This window comes from Sutcliffiella horikoshii, assembly GCF_044809035.1.
In the GTDB taxonomy this organism is placed as follows: Bacteria; Bacillota; Bacilli; order Bacillales; family Bacillaceae_I; genus Sutcliffiella_A; species Sutcliffiella_A horikoshii_G.
This window is the reverse complement of the sequence record NZ_CP085237.1, coordinates 432,101-453,426: the sequence shown is the minus strand read 5'-3', so window position 1 is coordinate 453,426 and position 21,326 is coordinate 432,101. Positions and strand designations below refer to the sequence as shown.

The window sequence follows — 21,326 nt, the reverse complement described above, 5'->3', positions numbered from 1 at the left end:
CACTCCCTTTTTAAAATAAGCTCACCTGACTATCTTATAAATCCCTTTCCGATCACGAAGCTTGCACCCATTTTTCTCAAATATCTTTATCATATTGGCATTGTTGACATCCGTGCTACCTACATAATAGGTGGCCTGGAATTGCTTGAGTAACACCATACTTACTCGATGAATTTGTGCACCAATCCCTTGGCCTCTTAGCTCAGGAACTACTCCGAAATAAAACAATCTCCCTTCATCTTCCGTTCCCATTTCAATATGAGGAATACTGATCCCTGCAAAAGCTCCATCTTTCAAAAAATAATAACAATGCTTGTGCCATTCAGGTCCCAATTCATTTTCTAGGGAACTCATAATCTGGGCTATTGTTTGCTTCGTATTCTTATTGGCACTTCCCGAACGGCAAAGCTCATATAATTCTGCGTATGCCTGGTCATCGATTAACCCTTCTGCAAGGGAATGCCAGACTATTTGGTCGTTCGTTAAAGGTAAATCTTTTAATTTCCTTGTATACTCCACGATACTCGAGATTTTGTTGAACTTCTTATCAAGCAACCAGCTTTCAAATTGTTCATCCATTAGCAAGGACAAATAGCCAATCTCCAAACGGTCCCAATCCCCTAAAATACCTGTCAATTCTCTTATGTATAATTCTGTTGAAACATCTTCCTTTTTGATTTGATCTACTAGCCAGTATTCCTGTTTGTTTTTAATGATATTAAATAAGTTCAATTTGCTCCCCCTAGCTCCTTATACGAAACTCTATTTATATATGTCCCCTCTACTCCCAACTGCGATAACATAGATGATTAGTTCGTTATCAACTACTTCATAGACAATTCTGAAATCTCCAATTCTTAAACGAAAAGCACCGTCCAATCCTTGAAGTGAACTTATATCTAGAGTGTCTCTCTGATATGGATTCTCCGCCAAGGTGAACAGTGCTTTTTCCAATCGTTTTTTTTGTTTGCTTATCTTGCTTTTTAATATACTTCATTGCTTGTTTGGAATATTTCAGCTCAAACATAGTCTTCTCCGAATACATCTTCGTGGGTATAACTTTCCCCAGTTTCAAACTCCCTTTTGGCTTTATTTATGGCAATTAATTCTTCATTAGTAGGCTTAGCTACAGGAAAGTTTTTCTCTGTATTCTCTTTACTATTTTGATCTTTAATTAGTCGCATTGTGTGAACCACTTTTGAAAGCTCTGCTTCTTCTAATTCATCTAACATTTGAGGAGCTAATTTCCGAATGTCTTGTTTTGCCATTTCCACACCTCCAGAAGTAGTCCTTTGGACCATTATATAATAATCTAACTGCCATTGTCACACTCCATTCGCTCAAATATTACCAATTGATAAAAAAAGCAACCAGCATCTCTTGGTTGCTTTTTAGTTTGCTATTAACGTTTTTTTCCTTCTTTTAATAATGAAAATCCAATCTTCTTTAATGCTTGTTCTAAGTTGGATTGAACGAGGATATCACCTGTCTCAAAGCCAATCCCGATTGCTTTGATGGCAATGTCGGGGGTAATTCCGGTTAGGATAGGCTTTACGCCGATTAGTTGGAGGAGGTTGACTATTTTAAATAGTGACAGGCTGACAATTTCATTTATTTTATCAATCCCTGAAAGGTCGATGATTAAATAATCTAGCGAATAGTCCTGACTTTTTTTCAGCGCAAGGGCAATAATATTTTCCGCTCGTAGCTCGCTCACATTTCCTATGATGGTGAGGGCTGCAACTCCTTGTGTTATCGGAATAAACGGGACGGAAAGGCTGCGGATTTGTTGGTAGGCTTCATCTAACTCCAGAACATATGTAAGTAATGATCCCATTGTTTGAAAAAGCTCTATAAGCTCTTCTTTAAAATTATTCGGTCTGTTATCCAATCCACAAAGTGTACCGTAGTTTTCCCCGTCTTCATAATAAATGGGGATGCCTATAAAACAACCACCTCCCAGATTTTTTGTCACATCCATATTCCTTGTCAGGTCACTTTGCGTGATATCCGGTATATTCAACGTGGTGTTTCCATGGTCCACAGATAGCTTGCAAAATGTCTGTTCAAAAGGAAGGGTTCCACCTTCTTCTAGCAACGTATCCTTTTTATTCAGTACTTTTATGATTTTGTTCGTACTGCGATCGTTCTTTGCAATGAAGAGTGTATTGATGTCGAGCATCCTGCTCATCATTTTCAAGATATTATCTGCTGCTTCATCGAAGTTTTTGTAGATCATTTTTTGTGTGCTATAAGAGGTGTTTTGCATTTCACGTTTCCCTTCTTTGGAATTTCCATCATGTCTCTATGAAATCCTATGTAGTACTAAAGTCCATCCCTTTCCCCATTCCCTATTTTCTATAAATATAATCTATTAATTTATCATTTTTTTATTTTACTTAAGAAATTCAGGAAAAAGTCCAAGCATGCTAAGCGAATTCTCATATTCTACAGGAAAGACTTTTTACGGGAGTGAGATGGGATGGGAAGTGCATGTCTGGACTTCAATATTAGGACACAATTTACGTTTAGCCTAAGTGATCCGGATTTAAGCCGTATTTTAAATGGACTAGCTGAGGAGAATGTTAATATCAACGGTTACTTCCAGACGCTTGCCGGCAAGAAATACAATTTTGTCCGTATGGTTGTTGGGACAACAGCTGAGGAGAATGAGCGTGATATTCGTTCGGTTCGCAAGGTGATGAAAAAAGTCGGTGTTCGTTACAGGGAGAATCAAGTGATTCAGTTGCTAAATCGTGTTTCGGGTGTGTCTGGGCAAGTCAACGCTATCTTTGGCACGTTATGGTGCAAGATGCAGGTTCGTGCGGTTTATCTTGGCGAGGACAATACTATTTATTTAGATGTTTCTAATATCGGATATGCCATTCGGCTGCTGTCGGAAGAGAACCCTCCTCGTTGCATGGACTGATGTGATGGCCTTTTTCCTCAGTGCTGCATAGTATAGGGTAAAACTCAGGTCGAGGGAGTTGTATGGCGATGCGGGAGATGCCGGAAGTGGTGGAATCCTTTGATTATTTAATTCGGACGCAGTTTTCTTTCCAGGTGGACGATTGGGCATTAAGCTGCATTTTGGATGGATTGGCGGAGCAAGAGGTTAATGTAAATGCCTATTTTCATACAAAACTGGATAAGGAAACCCACCTTGTAAAATTGGTGCTTGGCAGCAGTGAGGGTGAAACAACAAAGGATCTTCAGGCTATGCGCAGAGTTTTGCGCGGGTACAGTATTCCTTTTAAAGAAAGACAGGTTATCCAGGTTGTAAAGCTGCCGGCGGGTCAATCCGGACAGCTCAACGACCTTTTTGGTGCGCTCTGGTGTGAGCTGCAGGTGGAAAGTATGTATCTTGGTGAGAATACAAATGTGTTCCTCGATACTTCTGATTTAGAGCGTGCTATCGAGATTTTGTCCCACTCTGATTTGATTATCTGTCCGAAAAATTGTTAGAACGGGACGTGGTCGCGGATTGGCGTGGTGATTTTCTTCTCCCAGTCCGTGCGGGTGATGGCATATCCCACGGAATCAAATAACTTCTCGTTTTGAGGCCAGGCACTCCGGTGGTAGGCTTCTTTGACGTACCCGCAATGGTAGAAGGTCTTCCGCATCGCCAGGTTGTCATGGCGGGTATGGCCTTCGATTCTTATGAGATGCGGGTAGTTGGTGAAGGCGTAGTGTGTGAGCCATTTTACAGCATGTACTCCGCGGTTTTGACCTCTGACTTGTTGTTTGAGTCGGAGGTCGAAAAGGCATGTCGGGTCCTCGAGATCAAAAAGTCGCAGCATGCCTATGACGGTTTCTTGTTTGTCTTGAATGAGAAAGGTTTTGGTGCCTTCGTTGGCGTAATTGCCTTGCTGGATGGATGTTTGGATGACTTCCTCAGTTGGATTTTCGGTGCCATGGTAGGGCCAGGTTTCCGTTGTTAGCAGATGGATCAGGTCTTGATGGTTATCTTTTGTGAGTTCGGTGTATATTTGCATGGTGGATTAGCTTCCTCCTTTTGTTGGTGTAGGTGTGGATTTGGATTGCTCCCATTCCTCGCGCAGTATCCCCATGCGGATGGAATCGTATAGTTTGCCCTGGTAGGTTCGGACGTTTCGGATGCGGGCTTCTTGTGTAAAATTAAGTTTGGTGCCGACTTTGACCATGCGATGGTTGCCGGACCAGGTTGTGTATCCGACTCTTGGGATTTGCGGTTTTGTTTGGAAAAGGTGGTCGGTCCATAATTGGATGGCCTCGGTTCCATAGCCCCCGTTCCAATATTCTGGCAGGTAGATGATGATGCCCATTTCGAGCCAGTTGGACGGTTCGTGCTCCCAGTAATAGATGACGCTACCGATGGTCTGGGGCTTGGTGGTTCGTGTTTGGATTAAGTAGATGGAGTCCTGGCGCTCTTTTAGTTGTTTCGTCATTTTGGTGAGGTAGGTTTCTTCGTCAATCATTTCGAGTGGGAAGTATGGTGCGTCCCACTTTTTATATTCTGGGTTGGTGTCGCCATACATCAGATGGTAAAGAAGCGGCAAATCTGAGATAGTGAGCTGTTTTAGTTGGATTTTGGTTCCTTGGATGGTGGTTGGTACAGCTGATGTTGCTGATTTGTTGGTTGATGTCATATATATGGGCTCCTTTTAGGTGGCTAATTAGGTAATATACGTATTTGATAGGATTTTAGTTTCGCAAATTGTATAATTTATATGGTTGCCGGTGGGAATATATGGATTGTCGTTAATTTCGAGTGGTTTATTGTATAATTGGAGAGTTTTATGGAATACTTTGCGCGTTTTATTGAATACTTTCCCTCGTTTATTGAATACTCTCCCATAAAGCCTCCGACGCTAAGCAATTTTACTAAAATCCCAAGAGTATCAAACTCTTATAGCAGCATAGCAATTTTTAAACAATCGTTCGTTCAAGAAAAAACTAACCTCTTGCTCCCCAACGTTTCTGCGCAAAAATAAAAAATTAACTTTTGAGATTACTATAGTACAAAAAAACAGACCCCTATCTCTATAGATAGAAGCCTGTCCACAACTCAAATCCAATCATTCACCTAAATCCACATTATGATACACACGTTGCACGTCGTCGCAGTCTTCCAACGCATCGACCAGCTTTTCGAACTGTTCTTGTGCATCTCCAGGAAGCTCCACTTCATTTTGAGCAAGCATGGTTAGCTCGGCTACAGTGAACTCATCTACGCCAGCACCCTTCAACGCTGTTTGCACGGCATGGAATTGATCTGGCTCTGCATACACAATCACTGTTTCCTCTTCTTCCATGATGTCGCGCACGTCAAGGTCCGCTTCCATCAACACTTCAAGCACTTCGTCGGAAGTTTTTCCTTCGAATGCGAAGACTGCCGTTGCGTCGAACATGTAAGCTACAGATCCACTTACGCCCATGTTTCCGCCATTTTTACCGAATGCTGCACGCACTTCGGATGCCGTACGGTTTACGTTGTTTGTCAGTGTGTCTACGATGACCATTGATCCGTTTGGTCCGAAACCTTCGTAACGAAGCTCGTTATAGCTTTCTTCCCCTGCGCCTTTTGCTTTATCGATTGCGCGGTCAATGATGTTACGAGGTACGTTGTATGTTTTTGCACGCTCAAGTACGAATTTGAGTGCCATGTTGGATTCTGGATCCGGCTCACCTTGCTTCGCTGCTACATAGATTTCAAGGGCAAACTTCGAATAGACTCTACTTGTATTCTGATCCTTTGCTGCCTTTTTTTCTTTGATGTTATTCCATTTACGACCCATATATATTCACTCTCTTTCAGAAATTAAAAGATATCTATTTCTATTATACATCAACTTCCCAAAGGGTTACGAATGATTTCCTTATACATCTCCAGAAATCTGGTGGCCACCTTTGATAGATAGTATTTTTTCATCCAGGCGACCCCATATTGGGATGACAGATCCTCGGGCTCCACCAAATACGAATGAACTTTTGCCCCGGAAAAGATATGCATTGCACTCTCTGGAACCAGGGTTGCTCCAAAACCTTGTTGAACAAGTCCAGCGAGCAAAGTTAAATCCGAACTTGCACACACAATGTTTGGTTCATGTCCCCTTAGTGCAAACGACTGGAGAATATAATCGTAAAGGCCTTGTCCCTTTGTGCTTGGCAGAACCAGCGATTGTCCAGCAATCTTCTCTAAAGTCAATGGTCCTTCCCAAGCTTCCCGGTTGACAAAATAAAACGGTTCTCTCTTCAACATAAAGTGGGCAAATTCATCTGATTGTACAGGAAAACGGATGACTGCCAAGTCTATGGCACGCTCGCGTAACAGCTGAAACAGATGACCTGACTCATTTTGATGGATTTCATACGTCACTAACGGATACTTTTCTTTAAATGCAAACATCAATTTGCCAAGCGACATCTCGGACAGCGTGTTCACCCCAATTTTCAAAGAGCCCTTCAATCCGTCCCCTACTTCCTTCACTTCCTCCATGCCCTCTTCCATCAATTTAGTTACCTGAACGGCATGGTGATAGAGCCTTTCTCCCGCTTCTGTCAGCCGAAGCCTCTTCCCTTCACGGTGGACAAGCCTTACTCCCAATTCTTCTTCCATCAACTTTAACTGCTGACTTAACGGGGGCTGGGACATATGTAATTTTCGGGCAGCCTGTGATATATTTTTCTCTTCCGCAATGACGGTAAAATAACGCAATTGCCGAATATCCATCGACTTTCATCTCCTATATGTTTTTCATATGATTTCACAACAAAACAAATATCATCCATATGGTTTTACATATGATACCATATATTTGGAGAGAGGCAGGAGAACGGCATGAAAGCTATTCTAATTCTTATCATACTTAACATAATAGTGATGGTTGCTTTACTTATAGATGCAAAAACAACATCTGATGGAGCCAGAGTCAATGTCAATCAACATTTTCATATGTACGCTGAACAACAATTGCAACTAGGAAAGGAACTTCTATGAATAAATTATTCTCATCGTTTACGATGTTTTCTTCATTACAATGGTTATTTTTCATTTTTGCCAATACAGTCGTCGTTCCGCTCTCGGTCGGGGCGGCGTTTGATGTGTCACCGGAAGTAAGCCGGATGATGCTAAGTGCCTCCCTGCTATTTACGGGGCTTGCCTGCATTTTTCAAGGATGGATGGGTCATCGCTATCCTTTGCTCGAAGGACACTCTGGTTTATTGTGGGGTGTGATGCTTAATCTTGGACTTACCGCCTCGTCACTAGGGATGAGTTTCACAGAAATCGGAGGTGGTGTTGCGACAGGACTCTTGCTTGCAGGTGGATTTACAATGTTGCTTGCCGTTTTCGGATGGACTTCCGTACTTCCTAAAATTTTCACGCCAATGGTCATGACGGTCTATCTCTTCCTATTAACCTTCCAATTGATGATGGTGTTTTTCCAAGGAATGCTTGGCATCACAGAGGACGGCGTGATGAACGTTCCTGTCAGTATCCTTTCTGTTATGCTGGTCATTTTTGTTAGTGTCTTGAAAATAAAGGCTCCTCGGGTCATCGGGAACTTCGCGATTCTTATTGGGATTGTCGTTGGTTGGATCGCCTACGTGCTTCTGTTCCCTGATAGCGGCCAGGAGGCGCCAGCTGCAGCCTTTGCATTTGACCTGTTTCCGCTCGGGGCTCCGAATCTGGAATACGGTATTATTGCCGTTGCATTTTTCGCCGGAGTGTTGAATATGAGTAATACGATTGCATCCGTTCAGGCAGCGGCAGATCTTTACGGCGAGACCGCTAAACCGGGACAATTCCGGAATTCTTTCTTTTTCACTGGATTATTTTCCGTATTTGCTTCCCTGTTTGGACTCGTCCCATACACACCGTTCACTTCGACGATCGGATTTTTGCAGAGTACGAGAATATTAGACCGCAAGCCGTTTTTCATTGGCGGCATCATGCTTGCTGCTATCGGACTTGTGCCACCGCTGACATCGTTCCTGGTGACCATGCCGATGACGGTCGGGAATGCGGTACTGTTTGTAGCGTATCTTCAGTTGTTTGGGACCGCGTATAGCAGTTTACGAGGAGCTGTTTTCAACTCGGATACCATTTTCCGCTTGGCCGCTCCTGTATTATTGGGAGTGTGCTTGATGAACACCTCGCCGGCTGTGTTCGGTCCGTTGCCGGTGCTGCTGCAACCGTTCTTGGCAAACGGGTTGATCATGGGTGTGTTACTTTCGATTGTGTTGGAGAAAGTGACGAATTGGGGACAATTTGAGGATAAAGTAGTGGAGCATAGCTGATCCTGGGGGATTGACTATGCTTTTTTGTTTTAAAATGGTACTCCTTTAACCCCAGTGGTAAGATAGTAATCACCAAGAACTAGGAGGAAACCGCCATTCGCCAGATAGAATTCAAGTACGAAGTTACAAGACATGCTTTATCCGCGCTGGTTGATCATTTCAAACCTTGGCGCTACGGGAGAATCCTCTTTTATGTAGGAGCTTTGGTTTTCAGCATTTTTTCTTTATTTGATTTACTAAAAATGTATGGTGAGGTACCCACTGGACTATTTGTCATGTCCGCTATTATGGCATTTGTTGTTCCGTTGTTCGTAGCGTTCCTTTTAATAAAGGTGATCACTTTCCTTGCTGGAGTCATTTTGTTAAGGAAACCCATTTATGAAGAGGATATGGTTGTGCAGTATCAAGAGGGAGATGATTTTTTCCTGGCGGGTAATGCAAAATTCCACTTTAACGACCATTCGAATATGATAGAAACCAAGGACTACTACATCTTTTACAAGGGAAAGCATTTACAGGACGGAATTGCGATTCCCAAGCTGTCATCGCTTGATGAAGGGTATGAGGAAAGAGTCGGGTTGTTGATTGAGAGAGTAAAATGATCAAGAAGCCTTTCGCGGATGTGGAAAGGCTTCTTTTTTTATATGCACTAAGGTCTTTTTGAAAGTGGTTTTGGGTAACTAGGTTTGAATTTAAGGTCGCAGTGTCTATTTCCTATACCAGCACTGACTGATTGGATTGTGAAAATGCGGATATCCATTGTAACTACGTTTTATCCATTGTAAAAATGATATATCCATCGCAAAGGTCCATATATCCACTGTAAAAATGATATATCCATCTTTATGACTCCAAGTATTCTTCGTAGGTCAGTCCGAAGATTAACACATCATGGTATCTTCCATTCGTGTACGCCATATTTCTCAACCGCCCTTCATTCACAAAACCCAGACGTTCATGTAACTTAATAGATCCCTCGTTAAAAGAGTACACATGGGCGTTTACCTTCTGATACCTAAGTTCACCAAAGAAATAGCGTAGCACAACCCGTATCGAATCACTCGCATATCCATTCTTCCAGTGCTCTCGAAATATACTGACGCCATAGCTGAACGTACCATTTTGCGGGTCGCAATTGTTTGTGCTGATGCTACCGACAAGTTCACCTTTCAAGTTTTCGATGGCAAGCCTGAAGTTATGGCCATCCCAGCCCTTTTCAGACTCCCTTTCTGTCCATCTCTTAGTGCCCTCTTCCGACCGTGGTCCATAGATGGCATCATTTAATCTGGCAATCTCGGAATCCATCCCGTCCTGATGGAACTTTTCCCAATCTGAAGGCTGGATCGGCCGCAAACGTACGGATCCACCTTCCCAAATATGAAAATCCATGTTCCCTAACCTCCAAACTGTAAGTTCTCCCCAATATTCCACAAACTATTGATCTTTGATTTATCCTCTTTTTGCAATGGAAGGGTCGTATTCTCATAGCTGATGCCAAAATGATGGAGAAGAACTCCTATTTCTGCTTCAGCTTACACCCCTCCAGCTTTTCGTTTTTTCCAATCCTCTGCAAGCATTCCGTACACCGCATGATCGACATGATGGTCATACAGCCATTCCGCCTGACGAATCTTCCCTTCCAATGTAAATCCAAGTCTTTCTGGAATAGACCTACTTTTCACATTTTCCACCGCCGCACGGATATCGACACGGTTCATTTCAAGCTCCGTGATGGCATAATCCGTCAGTGCTTCCGCCACTCTCGTCATGATGCCGTTCCCTTGATAATCCTTATCCAGCCAGTACCCGATATAGGCCACTTTGTTGGTCCAATCGAGTGTATTGTAGCTTGCCGCACCAACGATTTCCCCTTTATAAAGAATCATCGTCGTCATCCCTTTATTTTCCGCGTAACTTTGTCTGGTTCCTTTTATAAAATTTCTGGAATCCTCCACTTTTTTCGTAAAATCAAGCCACGGCAGCCACTCGCGCAGGTAGTCTCTAGAATTATCGGTAAGCTCAAATAATCGCTCCGCATCTTTTTCTTCTGCTAGTTTCAAAGATAGTTCCTCATCAATTTTATGTATGAACATGTTTGTTTCCCCCTAAATGATTTGTAGTTTTTTCAATGCATATTCAATTCCATCTTCACTGGATTTCTTTGTGATAAAATCAGCAACTGATTTCAACCTTTCACTGCCATTCCCCATCGCAACGCCATAGCCAACAAGCTCCAGCATGTCGATGTCATTCTCCCCATCCCCAAAAGCTACCGCCTCGGACTTGTCGATCCCGAAATAGTTTAATAACTTCATAATGGCGACAGATTTGGACACATCCTCTTGCAGGACATTCAAAATAAATGGGTGCCACCTTCTGAATGTCAGGTGGGGGAATCTTTCCTTATACGGCTCTATCATATCCTCCGCCGCAAAAAGACACATGAGATAGACCTCCTGCTCAGCCGTGTGATCCATCACCGAAAAGTCCTCTAAACCTAGTACCCCCAGCGTTTCTTTCAATGCTTGTGCGATCCGCGGCTCCTCCAACCCGTTCATATGAAAGCCTTCTGTATAAAAAGAAAGTCCATGTTTCTGTTCTGAAGCAAACTGGACCACTTCTTCCATCACCTTTTTGTCCAGCGGAATTTTGTGAATGACCTCTTCTAGATGCGTGGCATAGCCTCCATTGGCAGTGATGAACGTATCGATTCCAAGCTCGCGTATCTCGTCGCACATCGAAAGCGGCCTGCCCGTTGCAGCCACCACAATGATTCCTTTATCTTTTAACGCTTGGATGGCGGCTTTCGTTTTCTCTGAAATACTGCCATCCTCGTGATGCGTGATGGTGCCATCAATATCGAAAAATACTATTCTGCAATTCATAAAATCCCCCTTTTAAAACTATTTTTCTTTTTATCGGCTTAAATGCTCATGAATCAACTTCCACTTCCCCTCTTCTTTTACAAAAACATTGGTTGCACGCCCGCTCCCCGAAATGAACTCCCCGTTCATGTAACCTTCATAGTTGAAGGTGTAGAGGCATGTGGCAGTATGCTCATCCACCGCAATCCACTGAACATCCTTTGCAGCATACACTTCCTCTTTAATCGTGTCCCAGGCGGTTTCGAAAAAGGCACGGACTTCCTCTAGGGTCGTACAGGATTTATTGGTGAACCAGTAGACCACGTTTTCGTGTAGCAATTTTTCCACGTTATCGAAGTTATGTGTGTTTGTTGCTTCTATGTATTGGTTGAGTGCTGTTTGATGATCCATAATCATTGTTCCCCATGCCTTTCATTACAAAATTCAATAATCTCTTTCGCAAATTCAATCGTGGCATGAACTCTCTCTTCGTTTCTAGTAAAGTTTCGTTCTGGATATCCTTTACGTATTTAGATTGCCTCTTGGATCAGCCCATGCCATTTTGAATCAAGTTCCCGCAGTCCATATTCCCCTGCAGCTAACTTGGAGATGATATCCCGCTCTCTCAATGTGTAAAATTGCCGCAGCAATCCGAGGACTGTCCATTCCATTTCGGTTTCAATAATCTTACCTGGATAGTCGTACAATTCCTCTTTCTTCTCCTCCATAGCAGAAACCCTCGTTGCCCAGTATTCATTCATGTTTTTTCGTACATATGTAGTCAGGTCATCAGTTGTTACATTTATAGGAAGATTGCTCGCTTCTTGCCCCAAGATTGTTATCCCTTTGTTCTTGAGCAGCCACCACGTAACTGGGATATCGTGAACCGCTTTTCCAAATGTTCCTTCATTATAAAAATAGCTCTCTTCACTCAGATTCAACATTTGCACGTATATTCCATCCAGTTGCGGATTTTTGCATGTTTCCGCAAGATTTAAGTGAATATCTTTTAATATAACTGCATCGTCATCAGTCAACTTGCGGCTTGTCACCACAACAAAATCTACGTCACTTTCCCCTTCTAAATAGGCATCTATTGCAATGGATCCATGAAGATACAACCCTTCCAATAGTCCAGATAACTCTTTGTTGACTTTATCTATATAAAGGTCTAACACCTTTTGAACGCTATTAGGAATCTTGTTCATCTCTATCACCTTTTTTATAAAAATTTCTCTATCTACATATTTCGACTTACTGCATGTTTTATCCTTTTAAATACCTTAAAACAGAATAAAGTTGCAGAAAGATGCAATAATATATTGACTAAACAGGAATAAACATGAAATAATAAGAAAGAAGTTGAAATTAAACATTGGGGTGATGATCTTGTTTACTGATGAAAGACGGGGAGAAATTTTGAAGGTGTTGGAACAGGACGGAAGAGTGTTGGCGAAAGATTTGGCGGATCAATTCAATATGTCGATTGATTCCATCCGTAGGGACTTATCGATTATGGAGGAGCAGGGGTTATTGAAACGCACACACGGGGGTGCAATTCCGGTAGCATCCGTCCGCACCATGTCACGTCCTCCTGCTGAACGGTTTGGAGACGGTACAGCACACCAAAATGCCATTGCAGAATTGGCGGCAGGATATGTGAAAGCAAATCAAACGGTATTTATCGGCGGCGCGTCCATTCATTATGTGTTGCTCAAATATTTGCCTAAGGATATTCCCTTTACGGTACTGACCAACTCACTAGAAATCGCATATGCATTACGAGGTTCCGCAAACATCTCCACATTCTTGATCGGGGGCAATGTGAAAAGCTCCGGCAACATCACAGATGCTTTGGCGAATGAATTTGCGCGACAGTTCACTGTGGATTTGTGCTTTGCAACAGCTGGGGCTCTTTCTGTAAAAGGGATGAGCACCGCAACGCCGGAAGTGGCCATATTTTATAAGACGGTTTATGATAATTCCAAAAAGTTGGTTGCCATGTTTGAACACACGAAGGTCGGCCAAGAGATGTTCGCTAGCATGTATCCAGTAGGAAAGCTGGATGTGGTGATTACCGATCAGGAAACGGATAAAGAAAAAATTGATGAGTTGAAGGCTACAGGTGTAGAGGTTTTGGTAGCTGGAGATTAAAATAGATTTAGTAATATTTTTGGATAGCAGACTAACAATCTGCTATTTTTCGTCTCACAGAGGTTGTATATGGAACGCGAATTTGGTGGCGTGGTTGAAATTCGCGTCTCAGAGAGGTCCTATAGAACGCGAATCTGGTAGCGAGCTTGAAATCTGCGTCTCATAGAGGTCGTATGGAACGCGAATCTGGTGGCGAGCTTGAAATCTGCGTCTCATAAGAGAAGCAGGTAAGCCGAAGACCACTAGGCCCTTGTCCCCTGCTGCCCACATACTTCGAATGAAATCTGTCGCAGAACCCGCAGGATATGGGTGCGGCACGGTCAGTGTTGTTTTGGCAAGTTCATAGTCACTTGCCAGTTCCTCGACACGGTCTGCATCCTCCAATTCTAACCGACGTAAAAATATCCTAGCTGTCTCCAAAGATTTATTCATCTCCCAATACACCCCTCTTAAAATAGAATATATAAGTAATATTTTCCTATTATATACATCTCCCAAAGAATGTCCATACTCCTAAACTATCAATTTACCTAATTTTTACTATTCTATCTAAACTTCCCCTTCTAAAAAACAGGGTAAATATCCTATGCACTTTACCACGTTACCGCACCTTAAGTCATAGCAAATCCTGTCAAATCTTATCGTTTCACGAGCATTTAAGTTCGCCTGATCTAAAAAATAGTCTGAATAGTCTGTTTACCATTCTCTACCTATCCTTTACGATGAATTTGTCGAAATATCGTAATCCGATATTTTCGTAACACTAAGTATCTAGAGGGGATGGGTTTATTTGAAAAAAATCATTATTTTAGCTGCAGTAGTATTCCTTATCTTCGCCGGTCTTTTCTCCGGTGGACCATCGTCGAACGCGGCGAGCTCGTTACAAGAATTCAAAAGCAAAGGAAAAGTAAGGGTTGTTGACACCCAAGGCAAACAAGGACCTCCTTCCTTTGTAGCGGGGATTCTTTCTGAAAAACAAGCAAAAGCCGACGCGCAAAATGCGAAGAAGTTCCTTGGCAAACATAAGGACTTTTTCCACATGAACAACCCTGAGAAGGACCTAAAGGAAGTAAGAGCAACAACCGATGACCTTGGGATGACACACGTTCGTCTGCAACAAACGAAAAATGGCGTACCTGTCGATCGCAATGAGTTAAATGTACATTTTAACGAGAAAAACGAAATCACAACTGTAAATGGAAACTTCGATGCTAAATTAGACTCCTTAGAAATCAACACCACGCCTTCCATCCAAGCGGACAAAGCAGTAACAGAGGCAAAGGCAGCAGTGGATGCTCCTGCGGAAGTTCCGGTTGAGTCCTCTGAGCTAATCATCCTTCAACTTGAAGAAGGCTACCATCTTGCTTACCGAGTAAACCTTGAATTTTTTGAAGGCGAAGCAGGCAACTGGTATGTGTATGTGGATGCACACAATGGGAAAGTGCTAGATCAATATAACGCAATGACTGGCTTCGGGTTCTTCGAAGACATCATCGGAACGAACAATGTTGATGGCTCTTCTGCTTTAAAAGTAGAGCAAGGCCCAAATCCGAAAGCTGTTGAGAATGCTGGGAAATTAAAGCCAGCGCGTGGTTCTGGCTTAGGGACAATTGGACTGACAAAGCTGTTGAACCTTTCACACGGAAATGTTCCTGGTAGCGGACAAGGGACTCAATTCTTCCTTGCTGATTACACCACACCAGATATGGATGGGATTTTCACTTATAATATGAAAAACACCTCCAACCAGATGTGGTTATACTCCAATAAAAGCGCGTCTTGGAAGGATGTAGAATACACCGGAGACAGCAGCACATGGGAAACGGTGGGACAAGGTCCTGCAGTGGACGCGCACTCCAATTCCCGTATCGTGTATGACTATTTCTTAAATGAACATGGCCGTAACTCGCTAGATGGGAATGGGATGGCAATCAATTCCCGCGTTCACTATTGGAAAGAATACAACAACGCATTCTGGAGTAACGGAATCGCGATGATGACTTACGGAGATGGTGACGGAAAACAATTCATTCCGCTTGCTGCTCTAGATGTAACAGCTCACGAAATGGTTCACGGTATCACTCATTACAATGGCGGACTTCGCTACCGCTTTGAAACGGGAGCCATTAATGAAGCTTACTCTGATACTTTTGCTGCTCTAGTAGACGACAGTAACTGGGATATCGGTGAGGATATTATGGGTGAGGAATGGTTAGCGAACGGCAGAACGGCCCTTCGAAGCAACGAAGATCCTGGAAAATTCCCGACAGGTGCTGTGTACTGGCCTTACAGCATTGACGGCGAAGGCCGCTACCCGGCTCACATGGATGAGTATTACTACCTGCCTGCGAACATGGACAATGGTGGCGTACACATCAATTGTACAATCCTTCAGCACTCCGCTTACCTTGTAGCAGAAGAATATGGCATGGGCAGAACAGTGGTTGCGGACACTTGGTACCGCGCATATGACTATTTGCACTATGATGCTTCTTTTGCAGAGTTCCGCGAAGCGATTTTACAATCTGCTGTCGACCTTTATGGCGAGGGCAGTGACGAGTATAATGCGTTCTTGGGAGCATTTGACGATATCGGCCTTTATGAAGGCTGGTCTGTGAATGATAATCCGAGAGCACCGCAGTTTTAATTAAAACGAGAAAACAGTGCCATCCGTTAAGGGGCACTGTTTTTTTCTTTGTTTACTTTTGAAGATAATGAACACTAAAGTTCCCTGTATCATCTGTCCACACTTTGCTCGGTACGAATCCGCACTCTATCGCAATCGTTTGGAACTCTTTGATTGAATACTTATAAGAATTTTCTGTGTGGATGGTTTCGCCTTCCTGAAAGATAAATTGGTGTCCCCCGATTTTCACAATCTGGTTACACTGACTCTCAAGATGCATTTCAATTCTACCCTTTTCCTCGTTGTAAAAGGCAAGGTGTTCGAATTGGCTCAAGTCGAAGTCTGCTCCAATTTCCCTATTCATCCTGGTCAGGAGATTGAGATTGAATGCCGCCGTCACGCCTTTTGCATCATCATATGCTTTCTCAAGTGTCTGAATGTCCTTTTTCGTATCGACACCGATGAGGAATCCATCCCCTTCATTCAGAAGTTGCGCGGACTTCATGATGAAACTCCTAGCTTCCATCGGTTCAAAATTGCCAATGGTTGAGCCAGGAAAAAAGATTACCTTTTTACCATTCTCCTCTAACGGCAAGGTGAGTGGAGCCGTATAATCCCCGCATACCGCCTTAATCGTGATATGAGGGAACTGCATGGCAAGCTCCAGGCTGGACTGAAAGAGAAAGTCGCGCGAGATATCAATTGGGACATATTCTTTAAGAGTCGAGAAATTGTGCAGCAACGCCTTTATTTTATTGCTGCTTCCACTGCCATATTCAATCAAGGTGTGAACATCACCGACTGCTTCCGTAATTTCTTCTATTTTCCCGTTAAAAATTTTCATTTCAGTTCGTGTCGGATAATACTCATCCAGTTGTGTTATTAATTCAAATAGCTCTGATCCCCTATGGTCATAAAGGTATTTCGGTGAAATGGTTTTCACTTGAGATGAGAGTCCCCTGATGATTTCATCACGCATATTTTCTTTTTCAATAAAAAAGTCATAGCTCTGGATATTATTTTCTAGTAATCTCATAGCGCATCCTCCGCCAATCGGAATCCGCTGAACTGCCAGCGTTTGTCAGCTGGGAAGAAGTTGCGGTAGGTATTGCGGATATGCTCCTGAGGCGTGGCACAGGAGCCCCCGCGCAATACCATCTGATTGCACATGAATTTAGCATTGTATTCGCCAAGTGCCCCCTCAAGCGGCTTGCTGCCCGGGTATGGCGAGTAGGCGCTTGCCGTCCATTCCCACACATCGCCAAACATCTTGGAGCCGGCTGCTTGATTGGATGCAGCAGGATGATAGTTGCCTGTGTCCATCGTGTTCCCTTTTATTTCAAGGTCCCTTGTCGCATGCTCCCATTCCGCCTCTGTCGGCAGACGCTTGCCCCTCCACCTGCTGAAGGCATCCGCCTCATAGAAGCTGACATGGACAACCGGCTCATTGGGATCAAGCTTCTTCTTGCCAGCGAGCGTAAAAATGGACCACTCACCATCATCGTCCTTGCTCCAATATAACGGAGCCTGCCAATCATTCTTTTTGACCGTATTCCATCCGTCGGACAGCCAGTAATAAGGCTTCTGATACCCGCCTGCTTCGATGAATTCCAAGTACTCGCCATTCGTGACAGGCTGATCAGCCAGCTTAAACGGCTCAAGCCACACTTTATGGTTCGGGCTTTCATTGTCAAAAGCAAAGCCATCGCCGTTATGCCCTATTTCAACGAGACCTCCATCATAAATATGGAAGGACGGTTCCCTTTTTAAAGAAGATGTAGATTGGGATTCTTTATAGACTGGGTGCAATGGGTTAACGAAGAAATTATATTTTACATCCATCAGAATCAGCTCTTGGTGTTGCTGTTCATGCTGCATGCCAATCTCTATGAGGCTATGGATTTTGTCCGTTTGTTCGGACTTTGACTCCTCGTGTTGCTCGAGCAGGTCTACTATATAATTATCAATAAAACTGCGGTATTGAAAAATGTCTTGGATGCTAGGTCTTGAGAGGACGCCGCGCTGATGCCTTGGCTGGAAAGGACCAACGGACTCGTAATAGGAATTGAAAAGAAAATCGTATGTTGGATGGAATTCTCTGTAGTTCTCGAAGTATTCTTTTAGGACAAAGCGCTCAAAGAACCAGGTGGTATGGGCCAGATGCCATTTTGGCGGACTGACATCCGGGTGTGATTGAATGATGAAATCTTCTGTTTCTAATGGTTGAACAAGCTTCATGGTGAGGTCACGCACATTCATAAATCGTTGTGAAATGGATTTAACTGCTTGTGTTTGTGTTTCCATGGGTACCGCTCCTTTTATTGGATTCTAGCTTTGTTCGACTACATTACCTTCTGCCGGGATTGGATTGTTTTGAAGCATTTTAGCAAAATGCATCAGGTTATAGGCCATGATCTTGGCATGCTCCATTGTGAATTCATTTTTATGTCCTTCCGCTTCCATATACGACTCTCCCGGTCCCGCTTCGCCAACCCAGTATGTATCCACATTCGGCGGAATCGTAAAGCCCATATGCGTCAGTCCGTAAAGAATAGATGCAGCCGCATGCTTCGCACCATCTTCGTTTCCTGTTATGACCACACCTCCTACCTTGTTATAGTAAATATATTGACCTTTGTCGTTCGTTAGTCCACTTCCTCCATAAAGCCGCTCCATCACCATTGTTGCGACACTGCTTTTCTCTCCAAGCCACAGCGGGGTGCCGATGATCACAATATCGGCATGCATCACCTTGTTGAACACATCCGGCCACTCATCGCCATAGCCTTCATCCTCGCTAACGCCAAATTTGATCTTGTAATCTGCTATCCTCACAATCTCAGACTCTACGTTTTCTCTGTTAAAATGCTTGATGACCTCTTTCATCAGTGCTTCCGTATTGGATTCTTCGTTGGAAGATTTAAGTGAACAGTTAAGGAAAAGTGCCTTTGTCATATGGGGTGGTCCTCCTCTTTAAATTGGTAAATGGAAAATAGTATTCTTTACCCTATTAAAGGAAATTGAAACGTAAAAAGATACATTTGTTAGGTGATATTTTGGTTAAGGGATTGTGAAGGGTGGGGGGATTTAGAAGAATGAGGGGAGGATACTCTGCAAAAAAAATAGAGTGGGAACGGTCCCACTCTACTATTCTTTTACTTTATAAAACGCTGATACATTATTATAGGATATGGAATTAGTTTGGTTTTTTAAGAATATTTTCGTCTTTAAGTAAATTACTATAATGCTTATCATTAATAATGAGTGAGTTTGCTTCAATAAAAAAACAATCTTTGTTGTTCACTTGAAAGAAGAAATTAGTCGGAGCTGTTAAAGCTTCAATCTCTTTTAGGTCTGGATCTAAACTTTTAATGTATATTTGACCAAAACCTTCTGGGCGGTAAGTAATTTCGGACAATAGCAAATGATCATTTTCTTCGAATGAATTTAATCTAAAGCTTTCATACTCAGGTTCTTGGTGTACATAGTAAGACAATACTTGATTAAATTGGATATATGTCTTTAGTAATTCCTGATTCCTAGTAGAAACCAACTTTAAACTGATAGATTCCTTTATATAATCTATCTGGATATCTACAATTGACCAATACTCAGCATTATTAATAAAGAATTCATTTATATCATTATTTACTCCGGAATTATTGTTCAACTCACAACATCTCCTATTTCTTATACTTTTTGATCATTTTTAATATAGTGGAAATAGACGAATCTTGCAAAGAAATATGAGTTTCAGCTGCATTTGAAGAGTAATTGCCTGCTCTATTTATCGTTTTTCCACCCACAGACATTCTCCAGTATCCATCTGGTCTTCCTCCAGAACCAGGCTCCATTAACCTAATAACTATCGTTTGTTTTTTATTTGGAATTGTTATAACTTTTCCTTTACCTGTTTTAGCATTCTTAACTTCACCACCGTAAGAATCAACAATTTTATCTATTGCTAAATCAATTAAAGCTTGTGTAGCCAGTTTTTTCCCATAATGCTTTATAGCATATTGAAAACCTGCTCTGATAATTAAACCTACAATTACCGGAATAATAGTTGCTTGAATTTTTGTACTATCAATAATTGTTTCTTCCATTGTTTCTTCGTCAATTACTTTTGCAACAAATTCTTCCCCATTCAGTTGTAAAATCTCAACAGTATAATTTTTAAAAGTTTTTATTCCCTTTTCATCTTCTATTTCAATTTCAACACTATTATTCTCAGTATCTTCAATATCTAATACCATTTCAGCATCGATGCTACTCTTATCTGTTTCAAGGTCAATCTTTATATTTATTGTATCCTCTTCTTCTGCACCATCGATTTTAATTGATTCTACATTTTCAGTTTCTTTATTAGAAGCGTTTACAACTTCTACATCGTCTAGTGATTTATCATTTTCTGCTGCTGAACTATAATTGGGAAGTACAAAACCTAGAATAAGTATTGTAACTAAAAAATTCACGAAAATATTTTTCATTATATATTTCCTCCAATTTCAATTTTCAATTATTCCATTTCCATATATTTCTTTATTAGTAGGAGTTTTTGGGTGCTTAGCGGAATTCAATAAATATTGATAAGCACTGTGGTAATCTGTAATTTCGTCGTTCTTTAACATTTCGCTTAATAAATATCCTGTAACTTTAGCAGTCGCATATGATGAGCCACTTTGTATCCCATAAGTATAGTCGTTATTAGCAACTTTGACATTCTCACCTACACTAACAAAATCAATTTTTCCAACCGAAGACGTGGGAGAAGGGTCCATATCTTTATTAATAGAACTAATTGATATAACCTCCTTAAACCTAGCAGGATAATCAACTTTGAAACCTATGTTATTTCCTGCCGAAGCAATAATAATTATTCCCTTATTATCTGCTTCCTTTATTAAGTCTTCAATTTCAGCGTCATAGGTTTGAAAGCCAGCACTTATATTTATGACATCAACGTTTTCATTTATAGCCAACCTTAGGCCTTCTTTCATACGCGTTAGTTCTCCTATACCTTTCTCGTCTAGAATTTTCACATTATATATAATAAGTGCCTTCTTTTGAGTTTTGGTTAAGGAATCTACTATAAGGGAAGTTACACCTGTTCCATGGTTAAAGTTATCAATACCGTTATACTTGTACTTACCAAAAGAACTGAAGTTTAGGTTCTCAAAAAACTCATGTTCTTCATTTATTCCACTGTCAAATATCGCAATCTTCACCTGTACTTTTCTTGGTTTTATTGCGAAATTATAGAGAAGTGTTGATGCAATAACGAAACATAAAAGAACTAAAAGTGTAACCCATTTCTTTCTACTATTCATAAATACCCCTCTTATCCTTACTAAGTTACAGAAAGATACTAACATAATAAATAGTGAATTGGAATATTTTTC

Annotated in this window: 27 protein-coding genes; 7 read left to right on the top strand and 20 right to left on the bottom strand. The window is 41.9% G+C overall.

Annotated elements, in window-relative coordinates; genetic code table 11:
* Positions 1-21: 21 nt before the first annotated feature.
* The 4 genes from LG307_RS02390 to LG307_RS02375 form a co-directional block, all read right to left on the bottom strand.
* Positions 22-732, bottom strand: a complete 711-nt coding sequence (locus tag LG307_RS02390; protein WP_404447612.1) for a GNAT family N-acetyltransferase — start codon at positions 730-732, stop codon at positions 22-24.
* 30 nt (positions 733-762) lie between these two features.
* Positions 763-975, bottom strand: coding sequence for a type II toxin-antitoxin system RelE/ParE family toxin (locus LG307_RS02385; protein WP_404450357.1), 213 nt, complete (start codon positions 973-975; stop codon positions 763-765).
* 44 nt (positions 976-1,019) lie between these two features.
* The gene (locus LG307_RS02380) at positions 1,020-1,268 is read right to left on the bottom strand and encodes a hypothetical protein (protein WP_404447610.1); all 249 of its coding nucleotides are present in this window, start codon (positions 1,266-1,268) and stop codon (positions 1,020-1,022) included.
* 134 nt (positions 1,269-1,402) lie between these two features.
* Positions 1,403-2,269 (bottom strand): GAF domain-containing protein, encoded by an 867-nt coding sequence (locus tag LG307_RS02375; RefSeq protein WP_404447608.1) that lies wholly within the window; start codon positions 2,267-2,269, stop codon positions 1,403-1,405.
* A gap of 213 nt (positions 2,270-2,482) precedes the next feature.
* On the opposite strand from LG307_RS02375, the gene LG307_RS02370 reads away from it, so the two are divergent.
* Complete coding sequence (locus tag LG307_RS02370; protein ID WP_404447606.1) at positions 2,483-2,929, top strand: hypothetical protein; 447 nt, start codon at positions 2,483-2,485, stop codon at positions 2,927-2,929.
* 68 nt (positions 2,930-2,997) lie between these two features.
* Positions 2,998-3,465, top strand: coding sequence for a hypothetical protein (locus LG307_RS02365; RefSeq protein WP_404447604.1), 468 nt, complete (start codon positions 2,998-3,000; stop codon positions 3,463-3,465).
* Here LG307_RS02365 and LG307_RS02360 read toward each other — a convergent pair.
* From LG307_RS02360 to LG307_RS02345, 4 genes are all read right to left on the bottom strand, one after another.
* The gene (locus tag LG307_RS02360; RefSeq protein ID WP_404447601.1) at positions 3,462-3,995 is read right to left on the bottom strand and encodes a GNAT family N-acetyltransferase; all 534 of its coding nucleotides are present in this window, start codon (positions 3,993-3,995) and stop codon (positions 3,462-3,464) included. The two genes, LG307_RS02365 and LG307_RS02360, sit on opposite strands and share 4 nt — an antisense overlap.
* Before the next feature lie 6 nt (positions 3,996-4,001).
* Positions 4,002-4,628 carry a GNAT family N-acetyltransferase gene (locus LG307_RS02355; protein ID WP_404447599.1) on the bottom strand — a complete coding sequence of 209 codons (627 nt, stop codon included), beginning with the start codon at positions 4,626-4,628 and terminating at the stop codon, positions 4,002-4,004.
* 429 nt (positions 4,629-5,057) lie between these two features.
* A complete protein-coding gene (locus tag LG307_RS02350; protein ID WP_404447596.1) occupies positions 5,058-5,777 on the bottom strand; it encodes a YebC/PmpR family DNA-binding transcriptional regulator in 720 nt (239 codons plus the stop codon).
* A 50-nt stretch (positions 5,778-5,827) separates the two neighbouring features.
* Positions 5,828-6,712, bottom strand: a complete 885-nt coding sequence (locus tag LG307_RS02345) for a LysR family transcriptional regulator (protein ID WP_404447594.1) — start codon at positions 6,710-6,712, stop codon at positions 5,828-5,830.
* A gap of 108 nt (positions 6,713-6,820) precedes the next feature.
* Here LG307_RS02345 and LG307_RS02340 point away from each other — a divergent pair, with 108 nt between their 5' ends.
* The 3 genes from LG307_RS02340 (at position 6,821) to LG307_RS02330 (ending at position 8,882) form a co-directional block, all read left to right on the top strand.
* Positions 6,821-6,979: a hypothetical protein gene (locus LG307_RS02340; protein ID WP_404447592.1), complete on the top strand. Its 159-nt coding sequence runs from the start codon at positions 6,821-6,823 to the stop codon at positions 6,977-6,979.
* On the top strand, positions 6,976-8,280 hold the full coding sequence (locus LG307_RS02335) for a uracil/xanthine transporter (protein WP_404447589.1): 1,305 nt from the start codon (positions 6,976-6,978) through the stop codon (positions 8,278-8,280). The genes LG307_RS02340 and LG307_RS02335 overlap by 4 nt, the downstream gene beginning before the upstream one ends.
* Before the next feature lie 275 nt (positions 8,281-8,555).
* A complete protein-coding gene (locus LG307_RS02330; protein ID WP_404447587.1) occupies positions 8,556-8,882 on the top strand; it encodes a hypothetical protein in 327 nt (108 codons plus the stop codon).
* A 241-nt stretch (positions 8,883-9,123) separates the two neighbouring features.
* Here the strand turns inward: LG307_RS02330 and LG307_RS02325 are convergent, their stop codons facing one another.
* The 5 genes from LG307_RS02325 to LG307_RS02305 form a co-directional block, all read right to left on the bottom strand.
* The gene (locus LG307_RS02325) at positions 9,124-9,669 is read right to left on the bottom strand and encodes a GNAT family N-acetyltransferase (protein WP_404447584.1); all 546 of its coding nucleotides are present in this window, start codon (positions 9,667-9,669) and stop codon (positions 9,124-9,126) included.
* A gap of 143 nt (positions 9,670-9,812) precedes the next feature.
* Positions 9,813-10,373, bottom strand: a complete 561-nt coding sequence (locus LG307_RS02320) for a GNAT family N-acetyltransferase (RefSeq protein WP_404447581.1) — start codon at positions 10,371-10,373, stop codon at positions 9,813-9,815.
* A gap of 12 nt (positions 10,374-10,385) precedes the next feature.
* Complete coding sequence (locus LG307_RS02315; protein ID WP_404447579.1) at positions 10,386-11,165, bottom strand: Cof-type HAD-IIB family hydrolase; 780 nt, start codon at positions 11,163-11,165, stop codon at positions 10,386-10,388.
* A gap of 30 nt (positions 11,166-11,195) precedes the next feature.
* Entirely contained in the window at positions 11,196-11,555 is a 360-nt protein-coding gene (locus LG307_RS02310) for a YybH family protein (protein ID WP_404447576.1), read from the bottom strand.
* A 119-nt stretch (positions 11,556-11,674) separates the two neighbouring features.
* Positions 11,675-12,352 (bottom strand): nucleotidyltransferase domain-containing protein, encoded by a 678-nt coding sequence (locus tag LG307_RS02305; RefSeq protein ID WP_404447573.1) that lies wholly within the window; start codon positions 12,350-12,352, stop codon positions 11,675-11,677.
* Between the two features lie 181 nt (positions 12,353-12,533).
* Between LG307_RS02305 and LG307_RS02300 the strand changes: the two genes are divergently transcribed.
* The gene (locus LG307_RS02300; RefSeq protein WP_404447570.1) at positions 12,534-13,298 is read left to right on the top strand and encodes a DeoR/GlpR family DNA-binding transcription regulator; all 765 of its coding nucleotides are present in this window, start codon (positions 12,534-12,536) and stop codon (positions 13,296-13,298) included.
* A gap of 108 nt (positions 13,299-13,406) precedes the next feature.
* Here the strand turns inward: LG307_RS02300 and LG307_RS02295 are convergent, their stop codons facing one another.
* Positions 13,407-13,730: a GNAT family N-acetyltransferase gene (locus LG307_RS02295; RefSeq protein WP_404447568.1), complete on the bottom strand. Its 324-nt coding sequence runs from the start codon at positions 13,728-13,730 to the stop codon at positions 13,407-13,409.
* A 358-nt stretch (positions 13,731-14,088) separates the two neighbouring features.
* On the opposite strand from LG307_RS02295, the gene LG307_RS02290 reads away from it, so the two are divergent.
* Positions 14,089-15,945, top strand: a complete 1,857-nt coding sequence (locus LG307_RS02290; protein ID WP_404447565.1) for a M4 family metallopeptidase — start codon at positions 14,089-14,091, stop codon at positions 15,943-15,945.
* A 52-nt stretch (positions 15,946-15,997) separates the two neighbouring features.
* On the opposite strand, the gene egtD is transcribed toward LG307_RS02290, so the two are convergent.
* The 6 genes from egtD to LG307_RS02260 form a co-directional block, all read right to left on the bottom strand.
* Positions 15,998-16,960: an L-histidine N(alpha)-methyltransferase gene (egtD, locus tag LG307_RS02285; RefSeq protein WP_404447563.1), complete on the bottom strand. Its 963-nt coding sequence runs from the start codon at positions 16,958-16,960 to the stop codon at positions 15,998-16,000.
* Positions 16,957-18,228 (bottom strand): ergothioneine biosynthesis protein EgtB, encoded by a 1,272-nt coding sequence (gene egtB, locus LG307_RS02280; RefSeq protein ID WP_404447560.1) that lies wholly within the window; start codon positions 18,226-18,228, stop codon positions 16,957-16,959. Before egtB ends, egtD begins: the two co-directional genes overlap by 4 nt.
* Positions 18,229-18,252: 24 nt before the next feature.
* On the bottom strand, positions 18,253-18,879 hold the full coding sequence (locus tag LG307_RS02275) for a flavodoxin family protein (protein ID WP_404447558.1): 627 nt from the start codon (positions 18,877-18,879) through the stop codon (positions 18,253-18,255).
* 241 nt (positions 18,880-19,120) lie between these two features.
* Positions 19,121-19,594, bottom strand: a complete 474-nt coding sequence (locus LG307_RS02270; RefSeq protein WP_404447556.1) for a hypothetical protein — start codon at positions 19,592-19,594, stop codon at positions 19,121-19,123.
* A 13-nt stretch (positions 19,595-19,607) separates the two neighbouring features.
* The gene (locus tag LG307_RS02265; protein WP_404447553.1) at positions 19,608-20,414 is read right to left on the bottom strand and encodes an SAR2788 family putative toxin; all 807 of its coding nucleotides are present in this window, start codon (positions 20,412-20,414) and stop codon (positions 19,608-19,610) included.
* An 18-nt stretch (positions 20,415-20,432) separates the two neighbouring features.
* Positions 20,433-21,254, bottom strand: a complete 822-nt coding sequence (locus tag LG307_RS02260; RefSeq protein ID WP_404447550.1) for a S8 family peptidase — start codon at positions 21,252-21,254, stop codon at positions 20,433-20,435.
* Positions 21,255-21,326 lie beyond the last annotated feature (72 nt).